At 59.9% G+C, this 26,844-nt stretch carries 27 protein-coding genes; 12 read left to right on the forward strand and 15 right to left on the reverse strand.

Annotated elements, in window-relative coordinates; translation table 11 throughout:
- Positions 1 to 21: 21 nt before the first annotated feature.
- On the reverse strand, positions 22 to 1,314 hold the full coding sequence (locus LIX15_RS04585) for a phosphoglucose isomerase-related protein (RefSeq protein ID WP_227776327.1): 1,293 nt from the start codon (positions 1,312 to 1,314) through the stop codon (positions 22 to 24).
- Positions 1,315 to 1,559: 245 nt separating this feature from the next.
- On the opposite strand from LIX15_RS04585, the gene LIX15_RS04590 reads away from it, so the two are divergent.
- Positions 1,560 to 1,709 (forward strand): hypothetical protein, encoded by a 150-nt coding sequence (locus LIX15_RS04590; RefSeq protein WP_227776328.1) that lies wholly within the window; start codon positions 1,560 to 1,562, stop codon positions 1,707 to 1,709.
- A 248-nt stretch (positions 1,710 to 1,957) separates the two neighbouring features.
- Here the strand turns inward: LIX15_RS04590 and pan2 are convergent, their stop codons facing one another.
- A complete protein-coding gene (gene pan2 / locus LIX15_RS04595) occupies positions 1,958 to 3,181 on the reverse strand; it encodes a proteasome-activating nucleotidase Pan2 (RefSeq protein WP_227776329.1) in 1,224 nt (407 codons plus the stop codon).
- A 246-nt stretch (positions 3,182 to 3,427) separates the two neighbouring features.
- Positions 3,428 to 5,218, reverse strand: coding sequence for an oligoendopeptidase F (gene pepF / locus LIX15_RS04600; RefSeq protein WP_227776330.1), 1,791 nt, complete (start codon positions 5,216 to 5,218; stop codon positions 3,428 to 3,430).
- A gap of 100 nt (positions 5,219 to 5,318) precedes the next feature.
- On the opposite strand from pepF, the gene LIX15_RS04605 reads away from it, so the two are divergent.
- Positions 5,319 to 6,653, forward strand: coding sequence for a M28 family metallopeptidase (locus LIX15_RS04605; RefSeq protein WP_227776331.1), 1,335 nt, complete (start codon positions 5,319 to 5,321; stop codon positions 6,651 to 6,653).
- Positions 6,654 to 6,920: 267 nt separating this feature from the next.
- Here LIX15_RS04605 and truA read toward each other — a convergent pair whose 3' ends face one another.
- The 6 genes from truA to LIX15_RS04635 form a co-directional block, all read right to left on the reverse strand.
- Positions 6,921 to 7,712, reverse strand: coding sequence for a tRNA pseudouridine(38-40) synthase TruA (gene truA, locus LIX15_RS04610; RefSeq protein ID WP_227776332.1), 792 nt, complete (start codon positions 7,710 to 7,712; stop codon positions 6,921 to 6,923).
- Between the two features lie 159 nt (positions 7,713 to 7,871).
- Positions 7,872 to 8,471: a DUF7411 family protein gene (locus tag LIX15_RS04615; RefSeq protein ID WP_227776333.1), complete on the reverse strand. Its 600-nt coding sequence runs from the start codon at positions 8,469 to 8,471 to the stop codon at positions 7,872 to 7,874.
- A 1-nt stretch (position 8,472) separates the two neighbouring features.
- Positions 8,473 to 8,814, reverse strand: a complete 342-nt coding sequence (locus tag LIX15_RS04620; RefSeq protein ID WP_227776334.1) for a DNA-binding protein — start codon at positions 8,812 to 8,814, stop codon at positions 8,473 to 8,475.
- A 14-nt stretch (positions 8,815 to 8,828) separates the two neighbouring features.
- Positions 8,829 to 9,086, reverse strand: a complete 258-nt coding sequence (locus LIX15_RS04625; RefSeq protein WP_227776335.1) for a hypothetical protein — start codon at positions 9,084 to 9,086, stop codon at positions 8,829 to 8,831.
- Between the two features lie 94 nt (positions 9,087 to 9,180).
- Entirely contained in the window at positions 9,181 to 9,636 is a 456-nt protein-coding gene (locus tag LIX15_RS04630) for a 30S ribosomal protein S19e (RefSeq protein WP_227776336.1), read from the reverse strand.
- A 216-nt stretch (positions 9,637 to 9,852) separates the two neighbouring features.
- Positions 9,853 to 10,896, reverse strand: a complete 1,044-nt coding sequence (locus tag LIX15_RS04635) for a lysylphosphatidylglycerol synthase transmembrane domain-containing protein (protein WP_227776337.1) — start codon at positions 10,894 to 10,896, stop codon at positions 9,853 to 9,855.
- 87 nt (positions 10,897 to 10,983) lie between these two features.
- Between LIX15_RS04635 and thiL the strand changes: the two genes are divergently transcribed.
- Positions 10,984 to 11,856: a thiamine-phosphate kinase gene (gene thiL, locus LIX15_RS04640; RefSeq protein WP_227776338.1), complete on the forward strand. Its 873-nt coding sequence runs from the start codon at positions 10,984 to 10,986 to the stop codon at positions 11,854 to 11,856.
- A 29-nt stretch (positions 11,857 to 11,885) separates the two neighbouring features.
- Here the strand turns inward: thiL and LIX15_RS04645 are convergent, their stop codons facing one another.
- The 4 genes from LIX15_RS04645 to LIX15_RS04660 all read right to left on the reverse strand — a co-directional run bounded on the left by LIX15_RS04645 (position 11,886) and on the right by LIX15_RS04660 (position 15,589).
- Positions 11,886 to 13,010: a site-2 protease family protein gene (locus LIX15_RS04645; RefSeq protein ID WP_227776339.1), complete on the reverse strand. Its 1,125-nt coding sequence runs from the start codon at positions 13,008 to 13,010 to the stop codon at positions 11,886 to 11,888.
- Positions 13,011 to 13,044: 34 nt separating this feature from the next.
- Entirely contained in the window at positions 13,045 to 13,995 is a 951-nt protein-coding gene (locus LIX15_RS04650; RefSeq protein WP_227776340.1) for an AEC family transporter, read from the reverse strand.
- Positions 13,996 to 14,259: 264 nt separating this feature from the next.
- Positions 14,260 to 14,511, reverse strand: coding sequence for a DUF7123 family protein (locus LIX15_RS04655; protein WP_227776341.1), 252 nt, complete (start codon positions 14,509 to 14,511; stop codon positions 14,260 to 14,262).
- Positions 14,512 to 14,755: 244 nt separating this feature from the next.
- Positions 14,756 to 15,589, reverse strand: a complete 834-nt coding sequence (locus tag LIX15_RS04660; protein ID WP_227776342.1) for a molybdopterin synthase — start codon at positions 15,587 to 15,589, stop codon at positions 14,756 to 14,758.
- An 87-nt stretch (positions 15,590 to 15,676) separates the two neighbouring features.
- On the opposite strand from LIX15_RS04660, the gene pyrH reads away from it, so the two are divergent.
- The 4 genes from pyrH to LIX15_RS04680 all read left to right on the forward strand — a co-directional run bounded on the left by pyrH (position 15,677) and on the right by LIX15_RS04680 (position 20,427).
- Complete coding sequence (gene pyrH / locus LIX15_RS04665) at positions 15,677 to 16,396, forward strand: UMP kinase (protein ID WP_227776343.1); 720 nt, start codon at positions 15,677 to 15,679, stop codon at positions 16,394 to 16,396.
- Positions 16,393 to 18,045, forward strand: a complete 1,653-nt coding sequence (gene lysS / locus LIX15_RS04670) for a lysine--tRNA ligase (RefSeq protein WP_345410171.1) — start codon at positions 16,393 to 16,395, stop codon at positions 18,043 to 18,045. The genes pyrH and lysS overlap by 4 nt, the downstream gene beginning before the upstream one ends.
- Before the next feature lie 170 nt (positions 18,046 to 18,215).
- A complete protein-coding gene (locus LIX15_RS04675; protein WP_227776344.1) occupies positions 18,216 to 18,527 on the forward strand; it encodes a hypothetical protein in 312 nt (103 codons plus the stop codon).
- 64 nt (positions 18,528 to 18,591) lie between these two features.
- Positions 18,592 to 20,427, forward strand: a complete 1,836-nt coding sequence (locus LIX15_RS04680) for a site-2 protease family protein (RefSeq protein WP_227776345.1) — start codon at positions 18,592 to 18,594, stop codon at positions 20,425 to 20,427.
- A 27-nt stretch (positions 20,428 to 20,454) separates the two neighbouring features.
- Here the strand turns inward: LIX15_RS04680 and LIX15_RS04685 are convergent, their stop codons facing one another.
- Entirely contained in the window at positions 20,455 to 20,931 is a 477-nt protein-coding gene (locus LIX15_RS04685; RefSeq protein ID WP_227776346.1) for a hypothetical protein, read from the reverse strand.
- A gap of 81 nt (positions 20,932 to 21,012) precedes the next feature.
- On the reverse strand, positions 21,013 to 21,528 hold the full coding sequence (locus tag LIX15_RS04690) for a PadR family transcriptional regulator (RefSeq protein WP_227776347.1): 516 nt from the start codon (positions 21,526 to 21,528) through the stop codon (positions 21,013 to 21,015).
- 136 nt (positions 21,529 to 21,664) lie between these two features.
- Between LIX15_RS04690 and LIX15_RS04695 the strand changes: the two genes are divergently transcribed.
- The 5 genes from LIX15_RS04695 to LIX15_RS04715 all read left to right on the forward strand — a co-directional run bounded on the left by LIX15_RS04695 (position 21,665) and on the right by LIX15_RS04715 (position 26,833).
- The gene (locus tag LIX15_RS04695; RefSeq protein WP_227776348.1) at positions 21,665 to 23,155 is read left to right on the forward strand and encodes a heme-binding protein; all 1,491 of its coding nucleotides are present in this window, start codon (positions 21,665 to 21,667) and stop codon (positions 23,153 to 23,155) included.
- Between the two features lie 327 nt (positions 23,156 to 23,482).
- On the forward strand, positions 23,483 to 24,373 hold the full coding sequence (locus tag LIX15_RS04700; RefSeq protein WP_227776349.1) for an acyltransferase: 891 nt from the start codon (positions 23,483 to 23,485) through the stop codon (positions 24,371 to 24,373).
- 129 nt (positions 24,374 to 24,502) lie between these two features.
- Positions 24,503 to 25,591 carry a PQQ-dependent sugar dehydrogenase gene (locus tag LIX15_RS04705; protein ID WP_227776350.1) on the forward strand — a complete coding sequence of 363 codons (1,089 nt, stop codon included), beginning with the start codon at positions 24,503 to 24,505 and terminating at the stop codon, positions 25,589 to 25,591.
- A 137-nt stretch (positions 25,592 to 25,728) separates the two neighbouring features.
- Positions 25,729 to 26,016 carry a DUF7577 domain-containing protein gene (locus tag LIX15_RS04710; protein ID WP_227776351.1) on the forward strand — a complete coding sequence of 96 codons (288 nt, stop codon included), beginning with the start codon at positions 25,729 to 25,731 and terminating at the stop codon, positions 26,014 to 26,016.
- A gap of 85 nt (positions 26,017 to 26,101) precedes the next feature.
- Positions 26,102 to 26,833, forward strand: a complete 732-nt coding sequence (locus tag LIX15_RS04715) for an Nmad3 family putative nucleotide modification protein (protein WP_227776352.1) — start codon at positions 26,102 to 26,104, stop codon at positions 26,831 to 26,833.
- Positions 26,834 to 26,844: the final 11 nt, after the last annotated feature.

Below are 26,844 nucleotides of genomic sequence, written 5' to 3' on the forward strand. Positions count from 1 at the left end.
TAAATGCTTTGTGAACAGCGACTATTCTATCACGAACGTAGACTTGTCAGCGACCGAATCGGCTTCGTCGAAATCACCGTCGCCGAGCAGGCCACGGGCAGCGCGCTTACCCCACTCGACCGCGGGTTGGGTGAACGTTTCGACGCTGTAGAGTTCGCCCGCGAGAATACAGGACGCTTCCAGACAGTAGAGCAGTTCTCCGAGTCCGTACTCGTCCACGCGGTCGATTTCAAGTCGAACCGACGGTTGGCCCGATTCCGCGAGGCTCGCCTCGGTCGCCTCGAACTCGGCGTCCAACAGCGTTCCGAGGCTCTGTCCGCCGAGGTATTCGAGTCCGGGCAAGTCAGTTTCTGGAATCGCACAATCGTCGCGTTCGGTCGGTCGAACGAAGGTGACCATCTTGTCGCGGGGGCCAGCGCGATACAGTTGCAGTTGCGAGTGCTGGTCAGTCGCCCCAAGCGCACGAACCGGCGTCTGGCCGAGTCCGTCCTTGCCGAGGCTCTCGGCCCACAGTTGGGCGAACCACTCGGCGAAGGTTTCTAACGACTCTGCGTAGGGCATCATCGCGTTGATTCCCGCCCCGCGTTCGTCTAAGGCGTAACACGCCGTTCCGTAGGCGTAGGCCGGCGATTCGAACAGCGACCCCGAAAGCCGATTCGCTTCCGCCCGCGCACCCGAAAGCACCGCGCCGATGTCGTGGCCCTGAATCGCTGCGCAAGCCAATCCGACCGTCGAAAGAACGGAAAATCGACCCGGAACGCCGTCCGGAACGTCGAGCGCGGGCAGGTTGTGCCGGTTCGCGAGGTTCCGGAGATTGCCCTCCTCGCCCGTCGTGACGAAGGTTCGCTCCGTCCAATCCACGTCCGCCGACTCCATCGCATCGCGGACGACGAGGAAGTTCGTGAGGGTTTCGGCCGTCGTGCCGGAGCGAGAAACGACGTTGACCGCGGTATCCGAAAGCGAGATGTTGTCGAGCAGAGAGGAGACGTGTTCGGGATCGACGTTGTCGAGGAAGTAGGCGTCAACGTCGGATTCGAGTCCGTGGGCCAGCGTCGCCGCGCCGAGCGCGCTTCCGCCGATGCCGACCGTGAGAACCGTTTTCGCGTCCGCGAACGATTCGACCGCGGTTTGAATTTCGTCGGTGTCGGTCGTCTCCGGCAGGTTCAGCGATTCGTAGCCGTGGTCGTGGTTTTCGCGTCCGGTTTCGATTCGTTCGTGGGCGTCGGCGACGCGCTCGTCCAGACGGTCGAGCGCGTCGCGTTGGATGCCCGGTGAGACAACGGTGTCGAGGGCGTTGCCGAGGTCAACTCGCATACGAGAGTCGGCACTGCGTGGGAAGAAAAAGCCACATGCTTTGTCGTGTTGGGGCCATGCTGATGGTGACGATAGTTCTCGATTCGATGGGTTCAGGCACTGCCTACTCGTTCAGTACATCGTAGGACTGGAGTTTCAGACAGTAGTTGCAGTTGCGAGCAGGCGAGACATAGCACTCGACCGCGACGACCTCTGTGATTTTCACGCGTCATTTGCAGTCACTAGGGCTAATACCGCAACCTCTGATGCAGACACGACTGGTTGAAAATCGACTCATCAGCAAAAACCGGCAGGCCGACCAACCGCTGGAAGACGGCAATCGACACACCCCACGAGAATCAGCAATCGACACAACCGCTAGCGGCCAGCAATCCCACCGCGAACGAGGAGCGTAGCGACGAGTGAGCGGACCGACGACTGAACGGAGCGGAGTTCTCGTGAGCGAAGCGAACGAGAGCACGGAAGACGCTCTGCGTCTTCCGGAGCGAAGTGAAGGAGAAGTGCTTTTGGTCCAGCTTTTACAGAAAATGCGAGATAGCGAAGCTATCTCGTTCATTCACGGTCGACGCTCGTGAAGAAGCCAGCAGAAACGGCGACGACGGTCGTCGCCGTTTCTGCCCGCGACCGCCGTAAAAAGTGAGTTTTAGTAGGCGTACCGCAGGTTCGGAATCGCGGTGTCGTCACCGGCCTCGATTTTCGCTAAGGCACCTTCGAAGTCCGCCATGGTTACCTCGGTACGACCGTCGCGGATGGCGAACATTCCGGCTTCGGTCGTCAGGCTCTCGATTTCGGCACCGCTGAATCCCTCGGTCACCTCGGCGAGGTGGTCGAAGTTCACGTCGTCCGAGAGATTCATGTCGCGAGTGTGGATTTCGAGGACGCGGTGGCGACCCTCGTCGTCCGGGTTCGGCACTTCGATGAGGCGGTCGAAACGACCGGGGCGAAGAATCGCGCTGTCGAGCATGTCGAAGCGGTTGGTGGCCGCGATGATGCGGATTTCGCCGCGGTCTTCGAAGCCGTCCATCTCGGATAGCAGTTGCATCATCGTGCGTTGGACTTCCGCATCGCCGGACGTTTTCGAGTCGGTTCGACGGGAAGCGACCGCGTCAATTTCGTCGATGAAGATGACGGCGGGTTCGCGCTCCGACGCCAACGAGAACAGGTCGCGGACGAGTTTGGCACCCTCGCCGATGAATTTCTGGACGAGTTCCGACCCGGCCATCTTGATGAAGGTGGCGTCGGTCTGGTTGGCGACTGCTTTCGCCAGCATCGTCTTTCCGGTTCCCGGCGGGCCGTGGAGAAGCACGCCGCTCGGCGGATCGATACCCGCAACTTCGAACTGTTCGGGGTTGATAAGCGGTTCTTCGACCGCTTCGCGAACTTCTCGAATTTGTTCTTCGATGCCGCCGATGTCCTCGTAGCTCACCTCCGGCGATGCGTCCACTTCCATCGCCTGCGCTCGCGCGTCCGTCTCCGAATCCAGCAGTCGCTCGATGGTGAACGAGTCGTTGACGGCGACTCGGTCACCCGCTTCGATGTTTTCGCGCAGTTGCACCGCAACGTCGGTCAGCACCTCTTGGTTGTTGCCGTGCTGTTTGATGATAACGCCGTCGTCGGTCACGTCCTCGACCGTGGCGACGTACAGCGAAGTCGTTTTCAGCGTCTCGTTTTCGCGCTGAAGTCGGTCTACCTCATCGGCGAGATCCTCACGACGGTCTCCGGCGTTTTCGACCCGCTCGCGCAGTTTTTCGTTGACCTTCACTATGTCCGTAAAATGCTCTTGAAGCGCCGCAAGACGCTCCTTGTCGGACATCTCCGGGTCAAGTTCGAGTGTTGGTCTATCAGGGACAGATGGACTGCGCGACATTTGTTATTCGTTCGTATGTCGCCACATTAAAAGTGCCTTTGGGTCGCGGGACATCCGGAAGATTTGTGTATGTTCGAAAGTGTCGCGCGTGTTTGGGCAGTTTCGCGCTATTTTGCCGGTATTTTTCGAAGGTAAATCAGTTTTTCTGACGCTGTTAAAATTAATCGTTTAGAAAGCGGCCGCAAGAGGGGTCGTTCGTACGAAGATTCGGATTCGGTAGAAGAATTAATTTTTGAAAGTACTGAATTAGATAAGCTCTTCCATTTCGTCCAGATGCGTGTCGTACACGTTGAGCGCGCGTTGGATAGGCTCGGGCGACGCCATATCGACGCCCGCATCGCGGAGGAGTTCGAGCGGGTATTCGCGCGACCCGTTGCGCAGGAAGTTCAGATAACGTTCCGCGGCGGGTTCGCCTTCGTCCAAAATCTTGTCGGCCAACGCGACGGCGGCGCTGATACCCGTGCTGTACTGGTAGACGTAATAGGCGCGGTAGAAGTGCGGGATACGCATCCACTCGCGCTCGATTCGGTCGTCCACGACGGCGGGTTCGTAGAACTCCCGTTTGAGGTCGCCGTAAATCCCGTCCAGTCGGTCGGGTGTGAGCGCCTCGTCGTTTTCAACGATCTGATGGGCCTGATACTCGAAGTCCGCAAATAGCGTCTGGCGGTAGAGGGTCGAACGGAATCGCTCCAGATACTCGTTCAAGACGTGCAGGCGGAACTCGGGGTCGTCCACGGTTTCGAGCAGGTGGTTGGTCAACAGCGCCTCGTTGACCGTGCTGGCCACCTCGGCGACGAAGATTTCGTAGCCGCTGTACACGTAGGGTTGCGTCTCGCTCGTCAACTGCGAGTGGAGCGAGTGACCGAGTTCGTGTGCGAGGGTGTACATCGAGGAGATGTCGTCCTGATAGTTCATCAGGATGAACGGCTGAGTGTCGTAGGTGCCGCCGCTGTACGCTCCGGCCTGCTTGTCCTGCGATTCGTACACGTCTATCCAGCGCGATTCGATGCCTTCCGCGACCCGCGACTGATAATCCTCGCCGAGTGCGCCGACCGCTTCAACGACGTATTCGACCGCTTGGTCGTAGTCGAGGTTGGGACTCTCGGAATCGGTCATTGGCATGTAAAGATCCCACATCCGGAGTTCGTCTACGCCGAGGCTGTCGCGTTTGAGTTCCGCGTGCCGGTGGAGTTTGTCGAGATTGTCCCGGACGGTTTCCAACAGGTTGTCGTACACCTCAGACGGGACGTTTGGGCCGTCCAAGGCAGCCTCTCGTGCGGTGTCGTAGTTCCGGGCACGGGCGTATTTCACGTCGGCTTTGACGCTGTTTTTGTACGCCGCACCGACGGAATTTCGCACGTCGCTCCACTCGTCGAAGTAGCCCTCGTACACCGACTGTCGGAACTCGCGGTCGGGGTTCTTGAGCAGGTTGACGAAGTTACTCTGCGTGATTTCGACCGCATCACCATCAGGGTCTTCGACCGTCGGGAATCCCATGTCGGCGTTCGACAGCATGTTGTAAATCTCGCCGGATGCGCCGGTCACCTCGCCGAACTCCGCGAGCAAGTTCTCGATTTCGGCGGATCGGGTGTGTTCTTTCATCCGCATCACGTCGTCGAGATAGTGATCGTACTGTTCGAGACCGTCAGTTTCCGCAATCATGCGGTCGAGTTCGTCGCGGTCGAGCGACTGCACTTCCGGTTCGATGAAACTGCCCGCGCTCCGGGCGCGCGATGCGAGCGACTGCGCGCGGGTGGAAAGGGCCTGATACTGCTGGTCCGACGTGTCCTCGTCGCTTCGCATCCGCGCGTAGGACGCGACCATAGCGACCTCGCGGATGAGTTCGTCCGACAGTTCCAACACAGAAAGAAGGGTTTCGCCGTCCTCCGTCGCCCGTCCCTCGTATGCTTCGAGATCGGAGAGCCTCCCTTCGACTTCCTCGTAGGCCGCCTCCCAGTCCCCGTCGGTCGCGTAGATGCTCTCCAAATCCCATTTGTACTGCGCGTTGATCTCACTTCGTTCGGGTACAGAACTCATACCATACTGGTAAGAACAGCCACCCTGTAAACGTTGAGATTTCGGAAGGATACTTTACCGCCGGACAGAGGTTTTTACGGGATGCCGACACAGAGGGGGTATGGCTGACGAGGCACACACAGCGCTCGCCGAAATGTGGCAGGACGATTATCCGTGGCAATTCTTGACGAAGTTGACCGAACTAGAAAACCGGATGGGCGGCCATCCCGGCGAGAAACGGGCCGCCGAACTCGTCGCCGAAGGATTCGAACGCGCCGGTGCGCGAAACGCTCACACCGAATCGTTCGACATGGATTGCTGGTCGCGCGGTTCCGCACGACTCGCCGTTACCGACCCGGTGGAACGTTCGTTCGAAACCATCGCACTACCCTACTCGCCCGCTGGCGACGTGCGAGGCGAATTGGTCGATGTTGGCCACGGCATGCCGGACGAGATAGACGAAAAAAATGTCGGCGGGAAAATCGCGGTCGCCAGCACGACGACGCCCGCCGGAAGTCGGTTTATTCACCGGATGGAGAAGTTCGGCTACGCCGCCGCGGCGGGCGCGGAGGGATTCATCTTTCACAACCACGTCTCGGGACAGCTACCACCCACGGGGTCGCTCACGTTCGGCAGTGAAACCGCGATTCCGGGCGTCGGCGTGAGCAAGGAAACAGGCACGTGGCTGACCGACTACGCCGACCGCGAAGCGACCGCGAGGCTCACCGTCGATGCCGAAACGACGGCGGGAACGAGTCACAACGCCATCGCGGAACTCGGCCCGGAGACGGAAGAAGAAATCGTGGTCGTCGCTCACCTCGATTCCCACGACATTGCGGAGGGTGCGCTCGACAACGGCTGTGGTATCACCGTCGTCGTTGCGACGGCCCACCTGCTCGCAAAGATGAACCTCGACACGCGCGTTCGACTCGCTGGCGTCGGCTGTGAGGAAATCGGCCTCCTCGGAGCGAAGTCACTAGCCGGGTCGCTCGACGCCTCGAAAGTGAAAGCGGTCGTCAACATCGACGGTGCAGGTCGCTTCCGCGACATGCGGGCGTATCTCCACGACTCCGAAACGATGCGCGACGTGGTCGAAACAGTGTCCGAAGAGGCGAACCAACCCATCCACCAGCAGGACGGCGTCCATCCGTTTAGTGACCACTGGCCGTTCTTAATGCGCGGTGTTCCGGCCCTCCAACTGCACAGCGAGCAAGACCACAGCGCGCCGGGCGTACGCGGGCGGGGCTGGGGCCACACGCACGCCGACACGCGGGACAAGGTGGATGATCGAAACCTCCGCGAACACGCGATGCTGGCCGCGCTGCTCATTCGGGAGGTCGCCTCACGCGACGAGATTCCGCGACCGAGCGCCCAGAGCGTGGCCGAAAACCTCCGCGAAAACGACTTCGAAAAAGGGATGCGGGCCGCAGGGATCTGGCCCGAGGACTGGGACTAAGCTTCGATTCGTTCGCCGTCCACGATTGCGCCGACGAGGATTGTGAGGCCGCGAAGCGCGAAGTAGACGCCGAAGAAGGTAGAAAAACGCGAAGACAACCGGCCCGAATCCGTCGATTACTCCGGCAGTCGTTGTGTCGATCCAGCGTCCGAACGAGAAAATTAGTATTCCGGCGGTGACGTTCACGGTCACGTCTCGTACCGCGTCGCTGTTTAACACATAAAATATCAGTAAATAAAAGTTATAAGACTTGTCACGGGGATAAATCTATTCGAGAGAGGTGGAAATTTCGCGGGAGATCCGTGACCGAGTTCGCTGTTCGACGCGCAGGTCGCGGAACACGGCTTCCGCGCTTTCCGCCGCATCTTTCTCGATTTCGAACTCGCAGTTGTATCCCACATCCGCGAGCAGAAGGGGGTGGGCCGGTGCGGTCGGAACGCCGTCCGGCCCGGAAAGCGGTTTTGAAGAGAGGACGCGCTCGATTTTCGCCATCGGCGCGTTCCCCACGGCGATTCCGTGGACGAGCGAGACAACTCGGCGAACCAGATTACGGGCGAAGCCTCCCGCACGAAGCGTGAAGACGAGATAGTCGCCGTCCTGGAGGACGTGAATGTCGAGGTCGCGGACGGTGCCGTCCTCGTCCGGCGTCAGGTTGTGGAAATCGTTCTCGCCAGAGAGTCGCTCGCTCGCGTCTTTCGCCAGCGCGAGGTTCGCCGTCGGCGCGTAGCAGTGATAGACGTACTCCCGATAGTAAGCGTCGTGGGTCGCGTGAAACTCCGGGACGACGTTCGTGCTGGCCCACGCACGAATCGACCCCGGTAGTTCGCTGTTGAACGCCGACGGGGTGAGCCAGTCGGGACAGTCGAACGCGACGGTCTGGGAAAGCGCGGAGACCCCGGCGTCAGTTCTTCCCGCGGCGGCGTACCCCTCCGGCACGATATCGGCGACGCCGAGGGCTCGAAGCGCGTCGAACATCGCATCCTCTATGGTCGGGACATCCGGCTGACGCTGAAATCCGTAGAACGGACGGCCGTCGTAAGCAACTCGAAAGGCGCGCATCTCCAGTTCGTACACGCGGGATGGCTTTAGTTCGTTGCATGCTACCGCGCAGAACGGGGTCGTTGCGGAAACGAATCGAAAAAGCAGCCATCGATTGACTCGTACCGAGTGCAGTATCGGCTCCCCCACACGACGAGCGAACGTCTAGCAGGCACTGCGTTATCGTGGTGTGAGAAACCCTGTAACGTAGGTTTGTTCGTGCGCGGGGAACACGTCGTTCACTGCGTCAGCGCCGTGTTCGTCCGCGAGGAGGGAACGCAGTTCTCCCTCGTAGTCGGCCTTGCGAATCTCGTCGCTCGGCCCGGATTCCACGTCGAGATTCGCCCTGACGAGCGAATCGACCGCACCGCGACCGAACCCGGAGAGGGGGACGATGTAGTCGATTTCATAGCGGTCTTCGAGGCTTTGGGCTTGTGCGCGTGAAACCGTCGGCACGCGGTCGTCCCGGCGTGTGCCGTCCGCGACCGCGTCGAACCGCATGCTGGCAACGGTTTCCAAGGCGTGCAGGTGAACCTGTTGAATACCGTTTCGCGGGTAGCCGTTCTCAACCATCTGTTCAACCGCGGTGGTAGCCACATCGCGGTCGAGTTCGACCGCTTCGAAGTCGAAGCCGGTGGCTTCCGCGGTGTCGCGGGCGTGCTTCCAGTCGTCTGCGACGCCGAAGTGAGCCGTGACGAGCGTTACGTCGTAAAAGTCGTTCAACAGGAGGGCGGCGAGCGTCGAGTCCTTTCCCCCGCTGTAGAGGAGTCCGAGTTCCATCTCAGCGGCGTTTGATGTTGAAGCTCTTTTTGTCGGGCTTCAGTTCGCGGAGGAGTTCTTTCATCTTCTGGTCGTCTATTTTCCCGTTGATACGCCCGCTCTGGGCGATGGCGAGTATTTGCTGTTCGACCTGTTCTGCGAACTGCGGTTTGCTCATCCGAACCGAGTTTAGCCGTTTTCGAGCACCGTCGGTGAGATACTGTCGGAGCAGGGCTTGTTTTTGCGCGTCTGCTTGCTGTTGGGCCTGTTGCTGGGCCTCCTCTTGCTGTTTTTGGTCTTGCAGTTCCTCCATTTTCTTCTGTCGAAGCTCTTCCAGTCGGTCGTCGTCAGGACTTCCACTCATGCCTTATCACTTCGTTACCGCGCACGACCAAAAACAATTACGGAGGACAGCGTTCGACTGGTTCGAGAAAATCGGTCTGAATGTTCTGGATTCGGATTTCCGAAGGAGCCGAAATCGACGCACCCGGCTCGAGGACGTGCGGCGTAGACGGTTCGCGCGACCGGCGCGAACCGTCCGAGTGCCCGGGGAAGAATGGGGACGACGAGGGCGAGTGCGCCGACCGTTGGCGCACTCGTCCGCATGCGGTTGTTTGTTGTCGTGATTTGGGTCACAAGAGCCAGTTACAGGAAATGAAAGCCTGCAAAAGCCGCGCAGAGCCGCAACTAATCAGATAAAAACCAATAGCCGAAGACGGAAATCGCGTCGTTACGCGTAGCGTTCGAGTTCCGGGCGGTCGAGGTCGGACATGACCTCACCGGCCGTGTCGTCGAGGAAACTGCGGCCCTCGCCGGTGACTTCGCGGCCGCGGCTCTCGCTGGAACTGATGAAGCCCTTCTCTTCGAGCTGCTGGAGGATGGTTCGGATGATCTTCTTGCTCCCGTCGGCGCGGTGTGCTGGCGCGACGGCGTAGCGGTTCGAACCGGATTTGCTGTCGCCGTACTCGGTCGAAAGGCGCTCGACACCGACCGGGCCGCTCATGGCGACCTTGCGGAGGAGACTACCTGCGCGGATGTACCAGAAGTTGTCCTGTTCCGGCGGCAGTTCGCGCTGTGCACCGGTTTTGGCGAACTCGAACCAGTCGGGCTCGTCGATTCGATCCTCAAGCTCGTCGGCAAGCGCCTCGATGAGCGCGTCGGCCGGAACGTCGTAGAGCGTCGTCATACGATTGGATTCCCTTCGGCGGCGTTTAAAGCCATCGTTACGGACTTCGGACGAGGGTCGCTCGATGGCTGCCTCTGCTATCGATTCCGCTCGCCGTGGGCTTTCCGAACCATCGAAATCAGAACGGCGAACGGGAACGTTCAAGTGCGGAACCGACTCCGGGATACGACGGGACAGAGGGAGCCACCGGTAAATAGCCTCAGTGGGCCATCCGAACTACCGCGGTAATTCTCCATTGGCATTGTCGGCCTCCAACATCGCCGTCGTCACCCCGCCGAGCATTGTCGGAAGCCAGTAGGTTGCCCCGCGGTGGATGACCGCCGCCGCCCCCGCCGTCGCCGCAGTGACGCCCGTGATGGGTACGAGCAGGAGCACCAGCGCCGCCTCTACGCCGCCGAGTCCCCCCGGAAGGGGTGCAACACCCGCGATACTCCCAATCGGGACGATGAACAGCACCGCCGCGAATGGAACGGGGTGACCGAGCGAGTAGAGCGAGAGCCACAGCGAGAGGGACGAAAGAAGCCATCCGAACGCGGAAAAGAACAGGGCGAGCAAGAGACCGCGGCGGTCGCCCGCGATTCGCTCGATCGTCCCGAAAAAGCCCTGAATCCGCCGTTTGACGGCGGGTTTCGTGGTCGGGGTCACGGGGGGAACAACGCGTGCAACGAGTCCGACCGCGGGGACGACGACGCCCGCGACACTCGACCCCAATCGGTTTCGACGACGCCACGCGAACACCACCACGATGGGAACGGAAAGCGCCAACGCCACGATGGAGAGCGCGACCAGTTCGACCGTGCTGCCGAGCGTCAGCACCGTCGTGTAGTAGGCGATGCCGACCAGTGCGAACGAGATGGAGGGAACGAAATTGATGGAGTCCACGGTTGCGATAGCGCCGAGGCTCGTCTCGTACTCGGCATCGGTGACCCGCGAGATAAGCAGGGCGGTGAACGGCTCGCCACCCGCCTGTCCGAACGGCGTCACGTTGTTTGCGAACGTCGCTCCCGCGTAGAGGAAGAACGCCCGGAGAGGCGAGGTGTGAACGCCGAGGATACCGAGAACGGTTCGGAGGGACATCGCCCACGAGAACAGCCAGAGGACAGCCACGACCGCGACGGCGGCGACGATTCGCGCGTCGGCCATCGACAGCGCCGACACCACGTGGTCGATACCGACGATGGAGAAAACGACCAACAGGACGGCGACTGCGGCGACGAATCCGACCGTCACCGTTCGCAGGTCACCTAAATCAAGGCGCATCAATTATCAGTTTTCACCTATCAGCGAGACTGCTTGAAGCCAGCGAAGACCGTTCAGCTTTTTTCCCGGCGCGATAGAACGACCGATATGGACGAACGGGCCGCGCTCAAACTGCTGGCGGGAAAACTCCCCGACGCGGGCGACGACGCGGCGGTCGTGGACGGACTAGTGATAACAACCGACATGCTCCACGAGACGACGGACTTCCCGACGGGAACGGAAAGATACACCGCCGGATGGCGCGCGGTCGGTGCCTCCCTCTCGGATGTCGCGGCGATGGGGGCAAAAGCGGTCGCCGCCGTCGCCGTCTACGCCGACGCCGGGTTCGACCGCGACGAACTCGAAGCGTTCGTCGCGGGTGCGAGCGACGTGTGTGAATCGGTCGACGCACGCTACGTCGGCGGCGACCTCGATACGTTCGCGGAGTTCACCGCGACGACGACAGCACTGGGTCGAACCGACGACCCGGTTCTTCGCTCGGGGGCGCGGCCCGGAGACGTGCTGTGCGTGACCGGAACGTTGGGTCGGAGCGGGGCGGCTCTTCGATTGTTCGAGGACGGAGAAACCGAGCGCGCAAACGACCTCTTTCGCTTTGAGCCACGAGTCGCCGCAGGACGGGCCCTCGCGCCCTACGCAACCGCGATGATGGATTCGAGTGACGGTCTCGCGCGGTCGGTTCACCAACTTTCCGAAGCGAGCGACTGCGGGTTCTCCCTCGATAGCGATGCTGTTCCAGTCGCAGAAAGCGTCCGTGAAGTCGCGGAAAACGAAGACGACGAACGCGCGTTGAGCCTCTTTTTCGGCGAAGATTTCGAACTGGTGCTGACGCTTCCGGAAGACCACGTTTCCGCGGCAAGAAAAGCCTCGCCGACGCCGATTTTCGTCGTCGGCACGGTAACCGATTCGGGAGTGACGATGGACGGCGAACCGCTTCCCGACCGTGGGTACACTCACGGATAAGAGACAGAAGACGCAAAGCGGTGAAACGGTTAGGAGATGATTTGAATCGGGGTCGGGGTAAAACAGAGCAGTCCGATGACGAACGTCAACACGCCCAGTAGCTTTCTGCGCGGGTCGAGTTCGTCGTCGTCTATCGGCGTCGCGGGGCCGACGTAGGCAAAGAACATCGAGAGGAATCCCCAGATGACCCAGAGTACCGTCGCGTTGCTCACGTTGAGGACGTAGAAGACGTAGGCCGCCAGTCCGAACAGGACGGCAGGGACGAGTGCGGCAATGCTCTCCTGTCGTTCCCCGATTATCGCGCGAACGATGTGACCGCCGTCGAGTTGGCCGACCGGGATGAGGTTGAGAAACGTGACAAACATGCCGACCCAACCGCCGATAACGACCGGATTGACCGATTTCGTCGGGTCGTTGTCGTAGGCCAGCGGTTCGCCCATAACGGCCGCAATCCCTTCCAACAGCGGCGGATAGCCGAACTTCACTTCGATAGTTGACGCGCTGTTGAGCGTTTCCTGTGTGACGGTCACCGGTTCCATCGTCAGCCCGATTGCGGTGACGACGACCGTCGCCACGAGACCAGCGAGCGGCCCTGAGACGCCAATATCGAACAGCGCTTTGCGGTCTGGCATCTGTCCTTTCATCCGGATAACCGCCCCCATCGTCCCGATGAGCGTCGGCATGGGGATGAAGTACGGAAGCGACGCATCCACGCCGTGATATCGACTCATCACGTAGTGGCCGAGTTCGTGCGTTCCGAGGACGCCGATCACGGCAAGCGTGAAGGGCCACGCGGTCAGCAGTGCCTCTACTGGGTTCGAAACAGGATTCACGTGATACCACGATGCACCCGCCCAGAGCGTCGAGAGAACGGTGGCAACGAAAAGAAAAACGTTCTTCCACGGGACGCCGTTCGGTCCGAGTTCGACCGGTTCGGCCACGAGAACGTACTCGCCCATTCGCGTCGAGAGCATGACTTCGTAGCCCTGTTCTCGAAACAGCGGCCACACCGTCTTCATCAGTCGGTCTTGAGGAACCAGCGGTTCACCGTAATAGACCAATTGGTCGCCGTCTCTGCGAATATCATAAACCCGAAACACGGAATGAAGTCGCTCGAGTGGAGGTCCATTCTCGGGCGGCTTGGTCGAAGCCATTCACTCTCAGTACGGAACGAACCGGTATAAACCCCTAGACGATGGTACCTGACTGCAAGATAGCGATGAGGAGCGTTAACACCGGTACACTCACCAGCGTGCTGATAAAAATTGCCGTGCTCACGTACTCGGGTGCGGTCAACCCGACACCTCCCTCGTCGTACTCGATAGAAAGGATGAGCGGGGTTATCGCCGCTGGCATCGCACATTCGAGGACGAACACCCGCGCGACGGTGAGGTCTTCGAATCCGAGCAGGAAGACGACGCCGACGGCGACGAGCGGCGCGACGAGGAGTTTCAACGTACTCGCAACGCCCACGCGCGAGACCGCGGCCCCGGAATCCGTGTTGGCCAGTTGAATCCCGAGCATGAGCAACATCACCGGAATCGCGGCGTCGCCGGTCAGTTGTATCGTCTCCATCGCCGCCGAATCGACGGGTGGAACGACACCAAGGATGCGAGCGATTCCGGCGGCCAAAACCGCGTACACGAGCGGAAGTTTGAACACCTCTCGGAGCGCCGCGAAGTTCGACGTGCCGTTACCTCGAGAAGCGAGGTAGACGCCGACAGTGTACGTGAGAACGGACTGGGCCGCGATGTAGAGAATCGCCGTGCTCCGGCCAACGTCGCCGAACGCGAACTGTGAGAGCGGAATCCCGTAGTTTCCGGCGTTCGGAAACGAACTCGCCAGCACGAGAGCGCCGAGAATCGGTTCCGATTCACCGAGTGCTCGCCCGACGAACTCCGCCAACGCCACCATGCCGAGAGTGAAGGCGACGACGGCGACTGCGAGCGTCAGCGCCGTCTTTCCGCCGAGCGACGTCGTGGTGAGACTGTGGAAAACCAGTGCGGGTGTCAGAATGTAGATAGTGACTGTACCGAGCGCGTCAACGTTGATGTCGCGGAGCGTTCCGAGAAGAAAACCGACGGCGGCAACCGAGAGAACGGGGAGGATAGCGTTCGTCAACGCGGAGAGGAGTGACACTGGTCGAACGGAATCAGCGAGTAATTACAAAGGCATCGAAGACGAAAAGCGAGGCTCAAGGACGTATCGTTTCGAGGGAATGGAGTGCGTGTGGAGGGGTTCGCGGGGGAGCAGGTGGGGGGATTCGGGGAGCAGGGTCGTTCAGGGGGTTCGGGTGCGTTTCGTCGGAGTGGGTGTTTTGGGGGTTTCGCGTGACGGGGCGTTTCAGGTTGCAGGTGGTTGCAGGGGTGGAGGGCTGGGTGCGCGGGGACGGGGCCGAGGAGCTTACGCAGGGGCCACGCGCCACGTGGTTGCGCTCGTGTACGACCACTTCTCGACTTCGAGTTCGGCGCAGTCGGTCAGTTTCACCATTAGCGCACCGATTTCCTTCGCGGAGAGGTTGACTTCGTCCGCGATGAACTTGCTTTTGAAGTACATCTCTCCGTCGCTCGCCTTCTCGCACAGGTACTGCTTGAGTCGGTCTTCCTTGGTTTCCGGTTCAGGGCTTTCAGGGGCAACTTGGGTGGTAGCGCTCATGTGCTGACTCCAGTTTCTGCATAGTCGGGAGGGATGTTATAAAGGAAGGAAGCTTAGGGTAGTTTCGGGAATATTCAGTTCCCCTAAGCGGAAATCGACGTGAATGCGGGTGAAAATGACTTTTTAGAAATCATTTAAAATCACTTAGAAAGTTTAAAAACGCCTCTCGCTTTTTATTTCCTTGATAGCATTCGGCGGCTCGTTCGACACCGAAACCGTGACAAATCACACCGGTAACTTCGGCCTATCGCTCGTGAACCCAGAACTGTTCATCCGTCGTTACCTCTTTTTTGAAAATCGGCACCTCCGCTTTCAACCGATTGATACCGTCCTCGACGGTTCGAAACGCCTCCTCGCGGTGGCCAGCCAGGACGACGACGAAGACGATGTCCTCGCCGTACTCGATAACACCGGTTCGGTGGTGCATGAGGACGGTGAAAACGCCTTCGCGCGCTTCGAGTTCCTCGCGGATTGTGTTCAGTTTCGTCTGCGCAACACCGTCGTACATCTCGAATTCGAGGGATTCCGTCGGGGTGTCATCGTCGCCGTCCTTGGCTCTGACGCGTCCGGTGAAGGTCGCAATCGCGCCCGAGCGTTCCGCATTCGGTGACCGCTTCGCGCGCGCGACGAGCGACTGGAGCGTTTCGTACTCCTCGACGCCAGCCAGCGTGTCGCGGACAGCCTCGGTTTCGAGGCTGTCCGCATCTTCCGCGCGAATCAGCGTTTCGCCGACGTGGTCGACGTCGCCGAGCGAAATCGTCGAAATATCGGCGTCCGGGAACCCGGAAACGACGGCGTATTCGTGTGCTGGTGCGAGTTCATCCAGAACGTCCGAAAGGGAGCGGTTCGTGCCGCACGCGCTCCAGCCATTCCCGCTGAGTTCGAACGTGGTGGAGGCAGGCGAGTCGGACGCACCAATCGAGTCCACTGAGCCGGTTGAGTTCGGTGATTTGGTCGTATCAGTCGGTTCCGCAAGTTCGGACGTAACGACACCGACCCGCCCGTGTTCCGCGAGGCGGTCGGCGAGTCGGTCGACGACCGCCGCCGATTCGCCTCCGACAATACTCAGTACTTTCATGGGCGTAACGCAGGCGGCGAATCGCTTTTAGCCTTCGGTCGGAAGTTGAGAACGCTTAAGGCTAAGTCCCGGTAAGACGGCGGTAGTATGAAGGTGGTCGTTTCTATCGGCGGGAGCGTGCTCGCGCCGGACCTAGAGTCCCAGCGTGTCCGTGGCCATGCCGAAGTCATCGAATCGCTCGAAAACGAGGGGTGTACCATCGGCGCGGTCGTCGGTGGCGGCGGCGTCGCGCGTGAGTACATCGGCACGGCCCGCAACCTCGGCGCAAACGAAATCGAACTGGACGACATCGGCATCGACGTGACGCGGTTGAACGCCCGTCTGCTCATCGCGGCGCTCGGCGAGCAAGCCGCGCCAAGCCCACCGGAGACGTACGAAAAAGCTGGAACCGCGATGCATCGCGGCGACATCGCGGTCATGGGCGGCGTGATGCCCGGTCAGACGACCGACGCCGTGAGCGCGGCGCTGGCGGAGTACACGAACGCCGACCTGCTCGTCTACGCGACGAGCGTCAACGGCGTGTTCAGCGACGACCCCAACGAGGTCGATGATGCGACGAAGTACGACGAGCTTTCGGCGGGCGAACTCGTGGGCGTTATCGCCGACCTCGAAATGACGGCGGGAAGCTCCTCGCCGGTTGACCTGCTGGCCGCGAAACTCATCGAGCGGTCGGGCGTCCGGACCATCGTCCTCGACGGAACCGAACCGGAACGAATCGCCGACGCCGTCCTCAACGGAGAACACGACGGAACCGACATCATTCCCGAGGGGACGGACGACGAGATGACGTATTGGGTACAAGGATGAGCACGGGCACGGCGCCGATGGACGAGCGCGACGACGGTGAGGACGGCCACCACGTCTTCTGGGCCGACGAGGTTGCCGACCAAATCGAAGCGCGCGACCCGGACGAACCGATCATCATCAAGGGCGGAATTTCTCCCTCCGGTGTTCCCCACCTCGGGAACGTCAACGAAATCATGCGCGGCTATTTCGTCGCGGAAGCGCTCCGAGAGAGGGGGCGCAAAGTCCGGCAGGTGTTCACCGCGGACGACCGCGACCCGCTGCGGAAACTCCCACGAAAGCTCGCCGACTTAGACGGGAACATCGTCGAATTGGGCGACGTGAACGCCGGTGCGCTCGGCCGAAACCTCGGGAAACCGTACACAGACATTCCCGACCCGTTCGACTGTTGTGACTCCTACGGCGAGCACTTCTCGAACCTTATCCAGCAGAGCGCGGATTTGCTCGGCGTCCCCATCGACGTGGTATCGAACACGGAGATGTACGAATCCGGCGATTTGGAGGACGTGACAGCCGAAATCCTCGATCGTTCGGAGAAAGCCCGCGAGGTGCTCGCCGAGTATCAGGACAAGGTTGACGACGAGTACGTCCCGTTCAATCCGATCTGTGCAGAGTGCGGGAAAATCACCGAGACGGTCACCGACTTCGATATCGAGGAAGGCACCGTCGAATACGTCTGTACCGATCTGAAAGCTGGCGACAACACCATCGACGGCTGCGGGCACGAAGGCACGGCGACGCTCCGAGAGGGCAAACTACCGTGGCGGTTCGAGTGGCCCGCCCAGTGGAAAACGCTCGGCGTGGACTTCGAACCGTTCGGCAAAGACCACGCAGAGGGCTCGTGGCCGAGCGGTGAGGACATCGCCCGGAACGTGATGTATTTCGAACCGCCGGTTCCGATGACCTACGAGTGGTTCACTCTCAACGGGAAGCCGTTTTCCTCCTCGGAAGGAAACATCGTGCTGGTCGCGGAAGTGCTGGAACTGCTGGAACCCGAAGTGCTCAGGTACTTCTTCACGAAAGATCCGAACAAGGCCCGCGACTTCGACATCGGACGTCTCGATTTGCTCGTGGACGAGTTCGACCGATTCGAACGAATCTATTTCGGCGAAGAGACCGCCGACGAGCGTGAAACCGCGATCGCCGAGCGAATCTATTCGATGGTCGTGGACGAGATTCGACCCGAGCGAACCCGGATTCCGTACACCTTCGCGGCCATTTTGGGGATGACCGACGACCCCGACCTCCGCGAGGAAATCGCGCGAAAGGAAGGACACATTCCCGACGATGCGCCGGACTGGGCGGTCGAGGAGGCCCTCGCGCGAGTGGAACGAGCGCAGACGTGGGCACAGCGGACGAGCAACGAGTACGATTACGATCTGAAGCGAACCGAGATGCCCGAGGCGGACATCGACGCCGAGACGGCGGTTGCGCTGGACGAACTCGCCGCGTTCATCGAGACGGGACACGACGGCGACGAGATACAGGAAGAGATTTACGAAACCGCGAAGCGCCACGACATCGACATGGGCGATTTTTTCGGCACGGGTTATCGGCTCTTTTTCGACGAGGAACAGGGGCCGAAACTCGGTCCGTTCCTCTCGAACTTAGACCGCGAGTTCGTCCTTCGACGACTCCGTCGGGAAGGATAGTTCAACGGATTTTTACGACTCCCCTAATTGCCAACAGAGTTAATAGCGTTGGTAAATATAACCCTACTGTCCCCACATAACAGGTGCATAACAAAGTACCCACCAGTGGTAGGGAGATGTGAAGTCTGTCTGGCGACCAATCACGTCAGCGACTAAACGAACAAATTACCATGGCCCTGATAGAACTCAATCTCGAGAAGCCAGCGTTGAAACGCACTGAACTCGTCAAGGAATCCGAAATCGAAGCGACGGAAACGACAGAGACGGAAACCGAGACGACGGAAGAGGAAACGGAGATCGCGGACGAAGAAATCGAGGAGACGAAAGGCCGCGGTAGAGCCGGAACGTTCGCGCGCCGCGCCGCGGTTCTCGGTGGTACCGCCGCCGGACTCGCTGCCGCGCGAAAGTTCCAACAGAAACGCCGAGGCAAGAAGGACGAAGAACAGCAGGACTTCGAAGAAGACTGGCAGACTGCGGAATAACGCCTCCCGATTTTTACGACCGTTTCCCAAACGCCTTTGAGCGGTGCGAACCTTTCTTTTGCCAATGGATACGATTGTGTGGGTGGTTATCGGAATCGCGGCCTACTGGGTCGCCCTGCTCGGACTGCGGGCGAACGGCATGCTGCCGTCGTATATCGGCATGCAGGGGCCGATTCTAACGCTACACACCCAGAAAGGAAAAAAGCTACTCGATAAACTCTCCCGTCCGAAGCGGTTCTGGCGTGCGTGGGGTAACTTCGGACTCGGCATCGCGCTGGTCGTGATGTTCGGGACGTTCCTCCTACTCGTCTTGCAGGCGGTTTCTATCGTTCAGAATCCGCCGGAGCCGACGGCGGTGACGCAACCGCGGAACGTGCTCGTCATTCCGGGCGTCAACGACTTCCTCCCGCTCTCCGTCGCTCCGGAAATTCTGTTCGGCCTGCTCGTCGGCTTGGTGGTTCACGAGGGAGGACATGGTATCTTCTGCCGCGTCGAGGACATCGAAATCAAATCGATGGGACTCGCATTGTTCGCAATCCTCCCAATCGGCGCGTTCGTGGAACCGGACGAGGAAAACCGGAGGAAAGCGGACAGAGGCGGCCAAAGTCGGATGTTCGCGGCAGGCGTGACGAACAATTTCGCCATCACGATTCTCGTCTTCATGCTGCTGTTCGGCCCGATAATGGGGTCGGTAACCGTCGCGTCAGGCGCGGCGGTCGGCGGCGTTTTCGACGGCTCCGCGGCGGGTGATGCGGGCATCGAGCGCGGCGACCGCATTATCGCGGTGAACGGAACCGACGTCGAGAGCAACGTCGACCTCCACAACGAACTCGCCACCATCGACAGCAGATCGGTCGAAGTTACCGTCGAAAACGGTGACGAACAGAGACAAGCGACAATCGAGCGCTCCCTGCTCGTGACAGCGATTACGAAAACGTCGCCGTTTGCGGCGGACGATAGTACCTCCGACGCATCGTCAATCGACACCGGCGAGAACATCACCGCGGTCAACGGAACCACGGTTTACACCGAGAAAAGTCTGAATCAACAACTCACGGACAGGAAGGTCGCCACACTAACCGTAAACGGCAAACAGATAACGGGACCGATTGGCGCACTTTCGACGGTTCAATCAGACGGCCCGATGAGCAGTGCCGACGGATTGAGCGCGGGTGACACGCTCGTCATCACGGCCATCGACGGCAACCGAATCGTCAACAGTAGCGACTTGAGCAGCATCATGAACGGCTACGAAGCGGGCCAAACCGTGACCGTCGAAGCCTTCACGCAGAACGGCGATTCCTATCAGCGCACCACCTACGACATGACGCTCGATGAGAACAACGACGGCGAAGCCATCGTCGGCATCCTCGTCGCTCCGGGAACTTCCGGCATCGAAGCGAGCGGGTTCGGAACGAATCTGTACCCTGCCGAGACGTTCCGCGACCTGATGGCGGGCCAGTTCATGACCGCCTTTGGCGGCGGTGGCGGTGGCGACGGCCCGCTCACGTCGTTCTTGCTCGGCGTCGCCGGAACGCTCCTGCTTCCGTTCGCTAGCGTCTCGATGCCCGTCGGCTACAACTTCGCAGGGTTCGTCGCGTGGAACACCAACTTCTACGCGATTCAGGGACCGCTCTCGGAACTCGGCGGCGGCCTCTTCATCCTGGCGAACGCCCTGTTCTGGACGGGGTGGATAAATCTCAACCTCGGCTTCTTCAACTGCATTCCGGCGTTCCCGCTCGACGGCGGGCACATCCTTCGGATGTGTTCGGAAGCCATCGTCTCGCGGCTCCCGACGAGTCAAGGGAGACAGGTTACCACGATGATAACGACGACTGTGGGGCTGACGATGCTCGCCAGTCTCATCCTGATGATATTCGGTCCGCAACTGTTGACCTGAGAATCGCCAAAAACCTTCGGCGATACTTTACGATTCGTTCTCGACGTCGGGAAAACAGTTGAACTCGACGGTAACGGAGTCCATCGTGTTTTCGTTCGTATCGACTACGACGACGCGATACTGCCCGTGAAACGGACGGTGACCGAGGGTCTGTTCGTACCGAAGTTGTCCCTCACCGACGCCGACTTTGTTCGCCATCAAGTCAGCATCCTCCGGGGAGACCGAAATCGAGTGCGCCAACTCCTCTTCCATGTCGTACACCCGGATCGTGTCGATGTCGTGTTTTCTTACGTCCTCGGTGGACAGCGGAACGGTGAGTCGCACCATTCCACCTTCGACGGTTCCCCTCGCACCGTTGTCGAGGGCGTCTCCGTCGCCGTGGGAACGCGCGTGGGTGTGACAATCGATTGTGTCGGAACCGCCCGACTCGGACCCGCTACAGCCTGCAAGGCCGGTCATCGTTATTCCGCCGAGAATCGTCAGCAATCGCCGTCTGGAGGGCATGACAAAGGATAGAATATTGTAGAAGATAGAATTGTCGATAGGAGAGATATTCGGACGGAGAAGCGGTCCAGATTAGTGTTTTCAGTCTTCGAGTCCCATTCGCTCGTAGAACTCTTCGGGCGTGTCAGGGATGCGCTCGAACTCGTCGAAGTCGCGTTCGTGGTGCCGGATTATCTGTTCGAGAATCCACGAACTGAACGTTTCGTCGAATTGCCACTCCCCTTCGGGGCTTTCGACTTCGAATCGGGCGTCGGTGGCGAAGGCGACGTACACGTGGTAAAAACCGAGAATGACATCCGCGAACTCGCGGGCTTTCGTTCCGCTTTCTTTCCGCTTTTCTTTCAGTTCTTCGTACCCGGAATCGGTGAGTTCGAAGTATTTCCGGTCGGGTTCGTCCTCGCGCTCGATTCGCTCTGCCCACCCTTTCTCCTCGAATTTGTACAGGATGGGATAGACAGAACCGTAGGACGGTTCCCAGTGGCCACCGCTAATTTCGCGTATTTCTTTGAGTATCTCGTACCCGTATCGCGGTTTTTTATCCAAGAGTTCGAACACGAGGTACGATATCAGGCCTTTCGGCGGGCCACTTTTCCGCATTGACAGGGGGTTTAAGTCGTGTTTTTGAAAGGCTTTCGGTCGGAGCGACACTCTCCGGAGAAGTATCAGCGTCAGTATAGCTGAACTTTCGGAGCGACTCAAAAGTTCCTTGTCCGGTCGCTCCTAACCCTCGCGTATGCCGAGAAAAGTCCCGCCGACGCGCGAAGGGTGGTACGCACTCCACGACTTCCGAACGATAGACTGGAACGCATGGCGAGACGCTCCCGAGCGAGTCCGCACGAACGCGCTAACCGAGGGAACGGAATTCCTCCAAGCGCACGAGAACGTCATCGACGCGGAAGACGGGTCGTCGGCCGTGTTCAGCGTCATGGGACACGAAGCCGACCTGCTGGTCGTCCACTTCCGTCCGGAGATGAACGACCTCGACACGGCCGAGCGAGCGTTCGAGCGAACCGGCTTCGCCGACTTCACGGAACGAACCGACTCTTACGTCTCCGTAACAGAAGTCGGCGGCTACACCTCCGACGAGATGGTAAAAGACCCCGAGGATATCGAGGACACGGGGATGGCGCGCTACGTGGCGAGTAAACTCTATCCCAACGTGCCGGACGCGGAGTTCATCTGCTTCTACCCGATGAGCAAGCGCCGGACCGCCGAGGACAACTGGTACGACACGCCGTTCGACGAGCGCGCCGAGATGATGTCCAGCCACGGCGAAATCGGTAAGGGCTACGCCGGAAAGGTCACCCAAATTATCACCGGAAGCATCGGAATGGACGATTTCGAGTGGGGCGTCGATTTGTTCAGCAACGACCCGACGCACATCAAAGACCTGTTGTACGAGATGCGATTCGACGAAGGGAGTTCGCGCTTCGCGGAGTTCGGGTCGTTCTATTTCGGACGGCGATTCCCGCCGGAAGACCTCCCCGCCTTCATGTCCGGCGAGGAAGTTCCGGTGCCGGAGGACGCCCATCCGCACGGGGATTCTCACGGACACGCGCACGCAGACTCGGGAAGCGAGCGTCCACACGGCGAAGGTGGACACCACCACGGAAAATCCAGTGGTGAAGGCGACGAGGCCGACGAACCGGGCGACATCCGCGGCGAACTCGAAGACCTCGACATCTACGCCGGACAACCGCACGGCGAGGACGTGTACGCGATGGTGCTCTACTCCGAGGAAGACCCGGACGATCTGTTCGAGGACATGGACGGTCTGCGGAAAAACTTCGACCACTACGACACGCACGTCAAGACGGCGGTGTACGGCGGCGGCAACCGCTCGGCGGTCGTGAGCATCTGGCAGACTCAGAGCGCGGCGGAGACGGCGGGCGGGTTCCTCGCCGACCTCCCCGGCGTCGTCGCCCGCGCAGGCGAGGAAAGCGGGTTCGGCACGATGGGCATGTTCTATACCGTCAAACCCGACAAACGGGAGGACTTCGTGGACAAGTTTGAGACCGTCGGTGGTGTGCTTGCGGACATGGAAGGCCACTTCGACACCGACCTGCTGGCCAACCACGAGGACGAAAACGACATGTTCATCTCCAGCCAGTGGCGCTCGAAGGAGGACGCGATGGAGTTCTTCCGCAGTGACGCCTTCAGCGACACGGTCAGTTGGGGCCGGGATATTTTGGCCGACAGGCCGCGGCACGTCTTCTTGGCATGACGGAAATTTGTTATTGTTGCAGTTATTTTGGAGTTGTGCAATCCCAAACAACACACGGAGAAACGTTCTACGTCGCGAGAGACGTACGAAATCCTCCGACCGTCTCGAACGACACACGAAAACACTCTCCACCGATCTCTCTATCAACTTCCGGTAGTCGAAAGCGCAAAGTGAAAGTGAACGCGGGCCACAAAGAACACAACCCCGTCCTTCGATTCTCCAGCCGAAACGAAGGTGGGAAGCAGTCACACTCCCCGCCGGAACCAAAACCCCCATGCCCTCAGAACAGTAACTAACCTATAAGAAAATCGAGAGTGAAATAAGGATATGACAAAGCGACACGTTACGCTCCCCGAGTCCGCAGAGGCGGGCCTTCGCGGGTTCATCGACGAAGTGGACGACCGACTCGCCAGCGACGAGGACACGTGCAGAGTGGTCAACGAAGTGCTCGTGGACCTCCACGGCGACCGCGACGCGTACGAGGCGTGGCAGAACGGCGAGCAGGTGTCGAACGCCGAGCGCGTGCGACTCCAAAGCTACGACCCCTGCAACGCCACGCTGGAAAGCGAGTACTACGCCGAAAAAGACGAAGAGAAGTTCCGGCGTTCGAAGCACCTCCAGTGGCTCTGGCGACAGTTCGACGCGACGCCGATGGCCGACAACGTGGAGTTCGCGCTGCGATTCCGCGAGATGCTGGCGAACCACCTCTTCGAGGAGGCGGGCGACAACCTCCGCATCTTCAAGGGCGTCACGATGACCTACGGGCACAACATCACGGTCGGCGACAACACCGTCATCCACGACGACGTGCACCTGGACGACCGAGGCAAATTGACCATCGGAAACCGGTGTTCCATCAGCGACGGAGTTCACATCTACAGCCACGACCACGATGTCGTAAACCAGACCGAAGTGACGAACTTCCACACCATCGTCGCAGACGACGCGCGTCTCACCTACGATTCGATGATTCGCGCGGGACTGAAAATCGGCGAGAACGCAATCGTCGGCGCGCGAGCAGTCGTTCAACACGACGTCCCGGCGCATCATATCGCGGTCGGCACGCCCGCAAAGAGCGTCAAAATCAAGCCCGGATGGGAAGACGAGGCGATTCCGCTGGACGACGTGCCGCCGACCGAAAAGGAGTCCCGGCGCATCGACTCCGAACTGCCGGACGATTTCGAGCAGTTCGACGAGTTCCAGCGCGGCTTCAACTAAGTCAGCGTTTCGACCGGCTGATCGACCCGAACCAATCTATCGCAAATCGACCGTAGGTAATTCGCCAGACAAACTCTCTCGCGGAACGAACCCACACCGCTTTTCTCCCGTGGGGTCGTGGAGCGGACTATGCGACGCCGCACGTACCTCCGGACGATGGCACTCGGCATCACCGGATTCACCGGGTGTATAAAATCGACCGGCAGTACGACGCAAACCTCTACCGCGGATATAGACCAAGGGGTTCGCATCAAGACGGTCGCGATGAACCTCGAAGTGCCGTGGGGTGCCGCCTTCCACTCCAATGGCGACCTCTACGTCACGGAACGGCCGGGACGGATTCGCCGTATCCGTCCGAACAGTAATGACATCGTCGCGGACATCACCGACGAGATAGCCCACGAAGGCGAGGGCGGCCTCCTCGGATTCGAGTTCCATCCGGAAAACGAGAACCTCGCGTACACGTACCAAACCTACGAGGGGCAGAACGGGCTTCGAAACCGGGTCGTTCGCCACCGCATCAACGACGAGTTCGAACGCGAGCGAACGCTGTTGGACGATATTCCCGCCTCATCCGTCCACAACGGCGGCAGGCTCGCAATTTACGACGACGCGCTGTACGTCACAACTGGCGACGCCGGAAATGAAGAGCAAGCACAGGACGAAAACTCTCTGGCCGGGAAAGTCCTCAGGGTGACCTTGAATGGGGAGCCACATCCGGACAACCCGTTCGACAACAAGGTGTTCACCTACGGGCACCGAAATCCGCAGGGTCTCGCGATTCGGGACGGGACGCTATTCAGCACCGAACACGGTCCCGACACGGACGACGAAATTAACGTTCTCGAAGCCGGGAACAACTACGGGTGGCCGACTATCACCGGGAAGGGTGAACAGGGCGACCAGTTTACGAACCCGATTGCGACGTACACGCCGACGATTGCGCCCGGCGGTGCGACGTTCTACGACGGCCCGATTTCGCAGTGGGAAGGCGATTTCTTCTTCGGAACGCTCGTGGGGCAACACCTGCATCGCGTTCGAATCGAAGGGAAGGAAGTGGTCGAACAGGAGCGCCTGCTCGAAGGAGAGTACGGTCGTCTTCGCACGGTGTTCATCGGCCCGGACAAGCACCTGTACGTGACGACCAGCAACCAAGACGGGCGGTCTGCGGGCCCGGCACCGCAGGACGACCGCGTGCTTCGACTACAACCGGCTTAAACCGTAACCGGCTCTGTCTGCCACCGTCGCAAACGGCAACGATCCAGTTTCACGACCAATCAGCAACGCTTCTAAAACTGCCCGATAGAAGTGTGCGAAGCTACCAAGTAGCATGACGACATATAACATGATGTAGCATGAACGTCTGGGGGTGGATCGTCCTGTACGTCGTCCTCTTCGCGGGACTACAGCTACTCATCTATCGGTTTCTCCGGAGCGACGAGGATTCGCCGCTCCTTCAGTCTACGCCATCGGGTCCCGAAGGACGTGCGCCGGACGACATTCGAAAGGAGAGCGTTCTCGAAGAGTTCAGCGAGACCAGCACCGCCGACCCGAGCATTCGCCCGTGTCCACACTGCGGAACGGAAAACGGAGCGGAATACACATTCTGCCGGGAGTGCGTCGAACCGCTCGGAGTTTGGTAGTCGCGTGTCGATACTTATCGGAGCAGAACATCGCTCGCGGTAGCCGGTAGTCACGCTTTTCCCGTCCGCGTTCCCACAGACCGCTATGCCTCGCGCCGTCGCCATCAACGTCGCCGCAAACACCAACCAACCCGGCGTCCGCGGCCCGGTTTTCTCGGACGGGAGCTTCGAGTACGTCCCGATTCCCGAGCCGGAACCGACCAGTCGTGACGTCCCAACCTACGCAGACCTTGGCCTCTCGGTCGAACTGCCCAACGGTGCGGACGAACTTCCGGTTCATCTCGACCCGGAGTTCGCGGAGTACCCCTGCTGTGAGCGATACACCTACGGCGACCCCTTCGGGGTTAAAGCTCGTCCACTCTTGGAACTGGACGAGGACGATTACGTCTTCTTCTATGCGACGCTTTCGACTGCCGAGGAGTCGGAGCGCAGGGTTGGAGAATCGAAGCACGAGTGGATTGCTCCCGACTGGGGCGCGTACATCATCGGCCAGTTTCGACTCGCTCGGGAGCCGATTTCCGGTGCGGAATTTGCGGAGTTGGGAGAGGGAACGCAGGAGGTTTTTGCAAACAATGCGCACCTGAAACGCGAAGCGTTCGACGCCGAGGTGTTGTTGGAGGGGTCTAAGAATGGGTCTGGGCTGTACGAAACTGCGGTTCCGATGAGTAGTTCCGAGGCGGGGGCAGAGGCGAATTGGGTAGTGACTGAGTTATCGAGCGATTCGGGAAAAGGACCGTGGTGGCGCAGGCCGATGAAGTTTGGCGGGGACGGTGTGGCGGAGATTCTGGGGCTACGGGAGCATCGGGACTCCCAGTAATGATTTCGGTG

The sequence above is a fragment of the Haladaptatus pallidirubidus genome (genome assembly GCF_020700235.1).
GTDB lineage: Archaea > Halobacteriota > Halobacteria > Halobacteriales > Haladaptataceae > Haladaptatus > Haladaptatus pallidirubidus.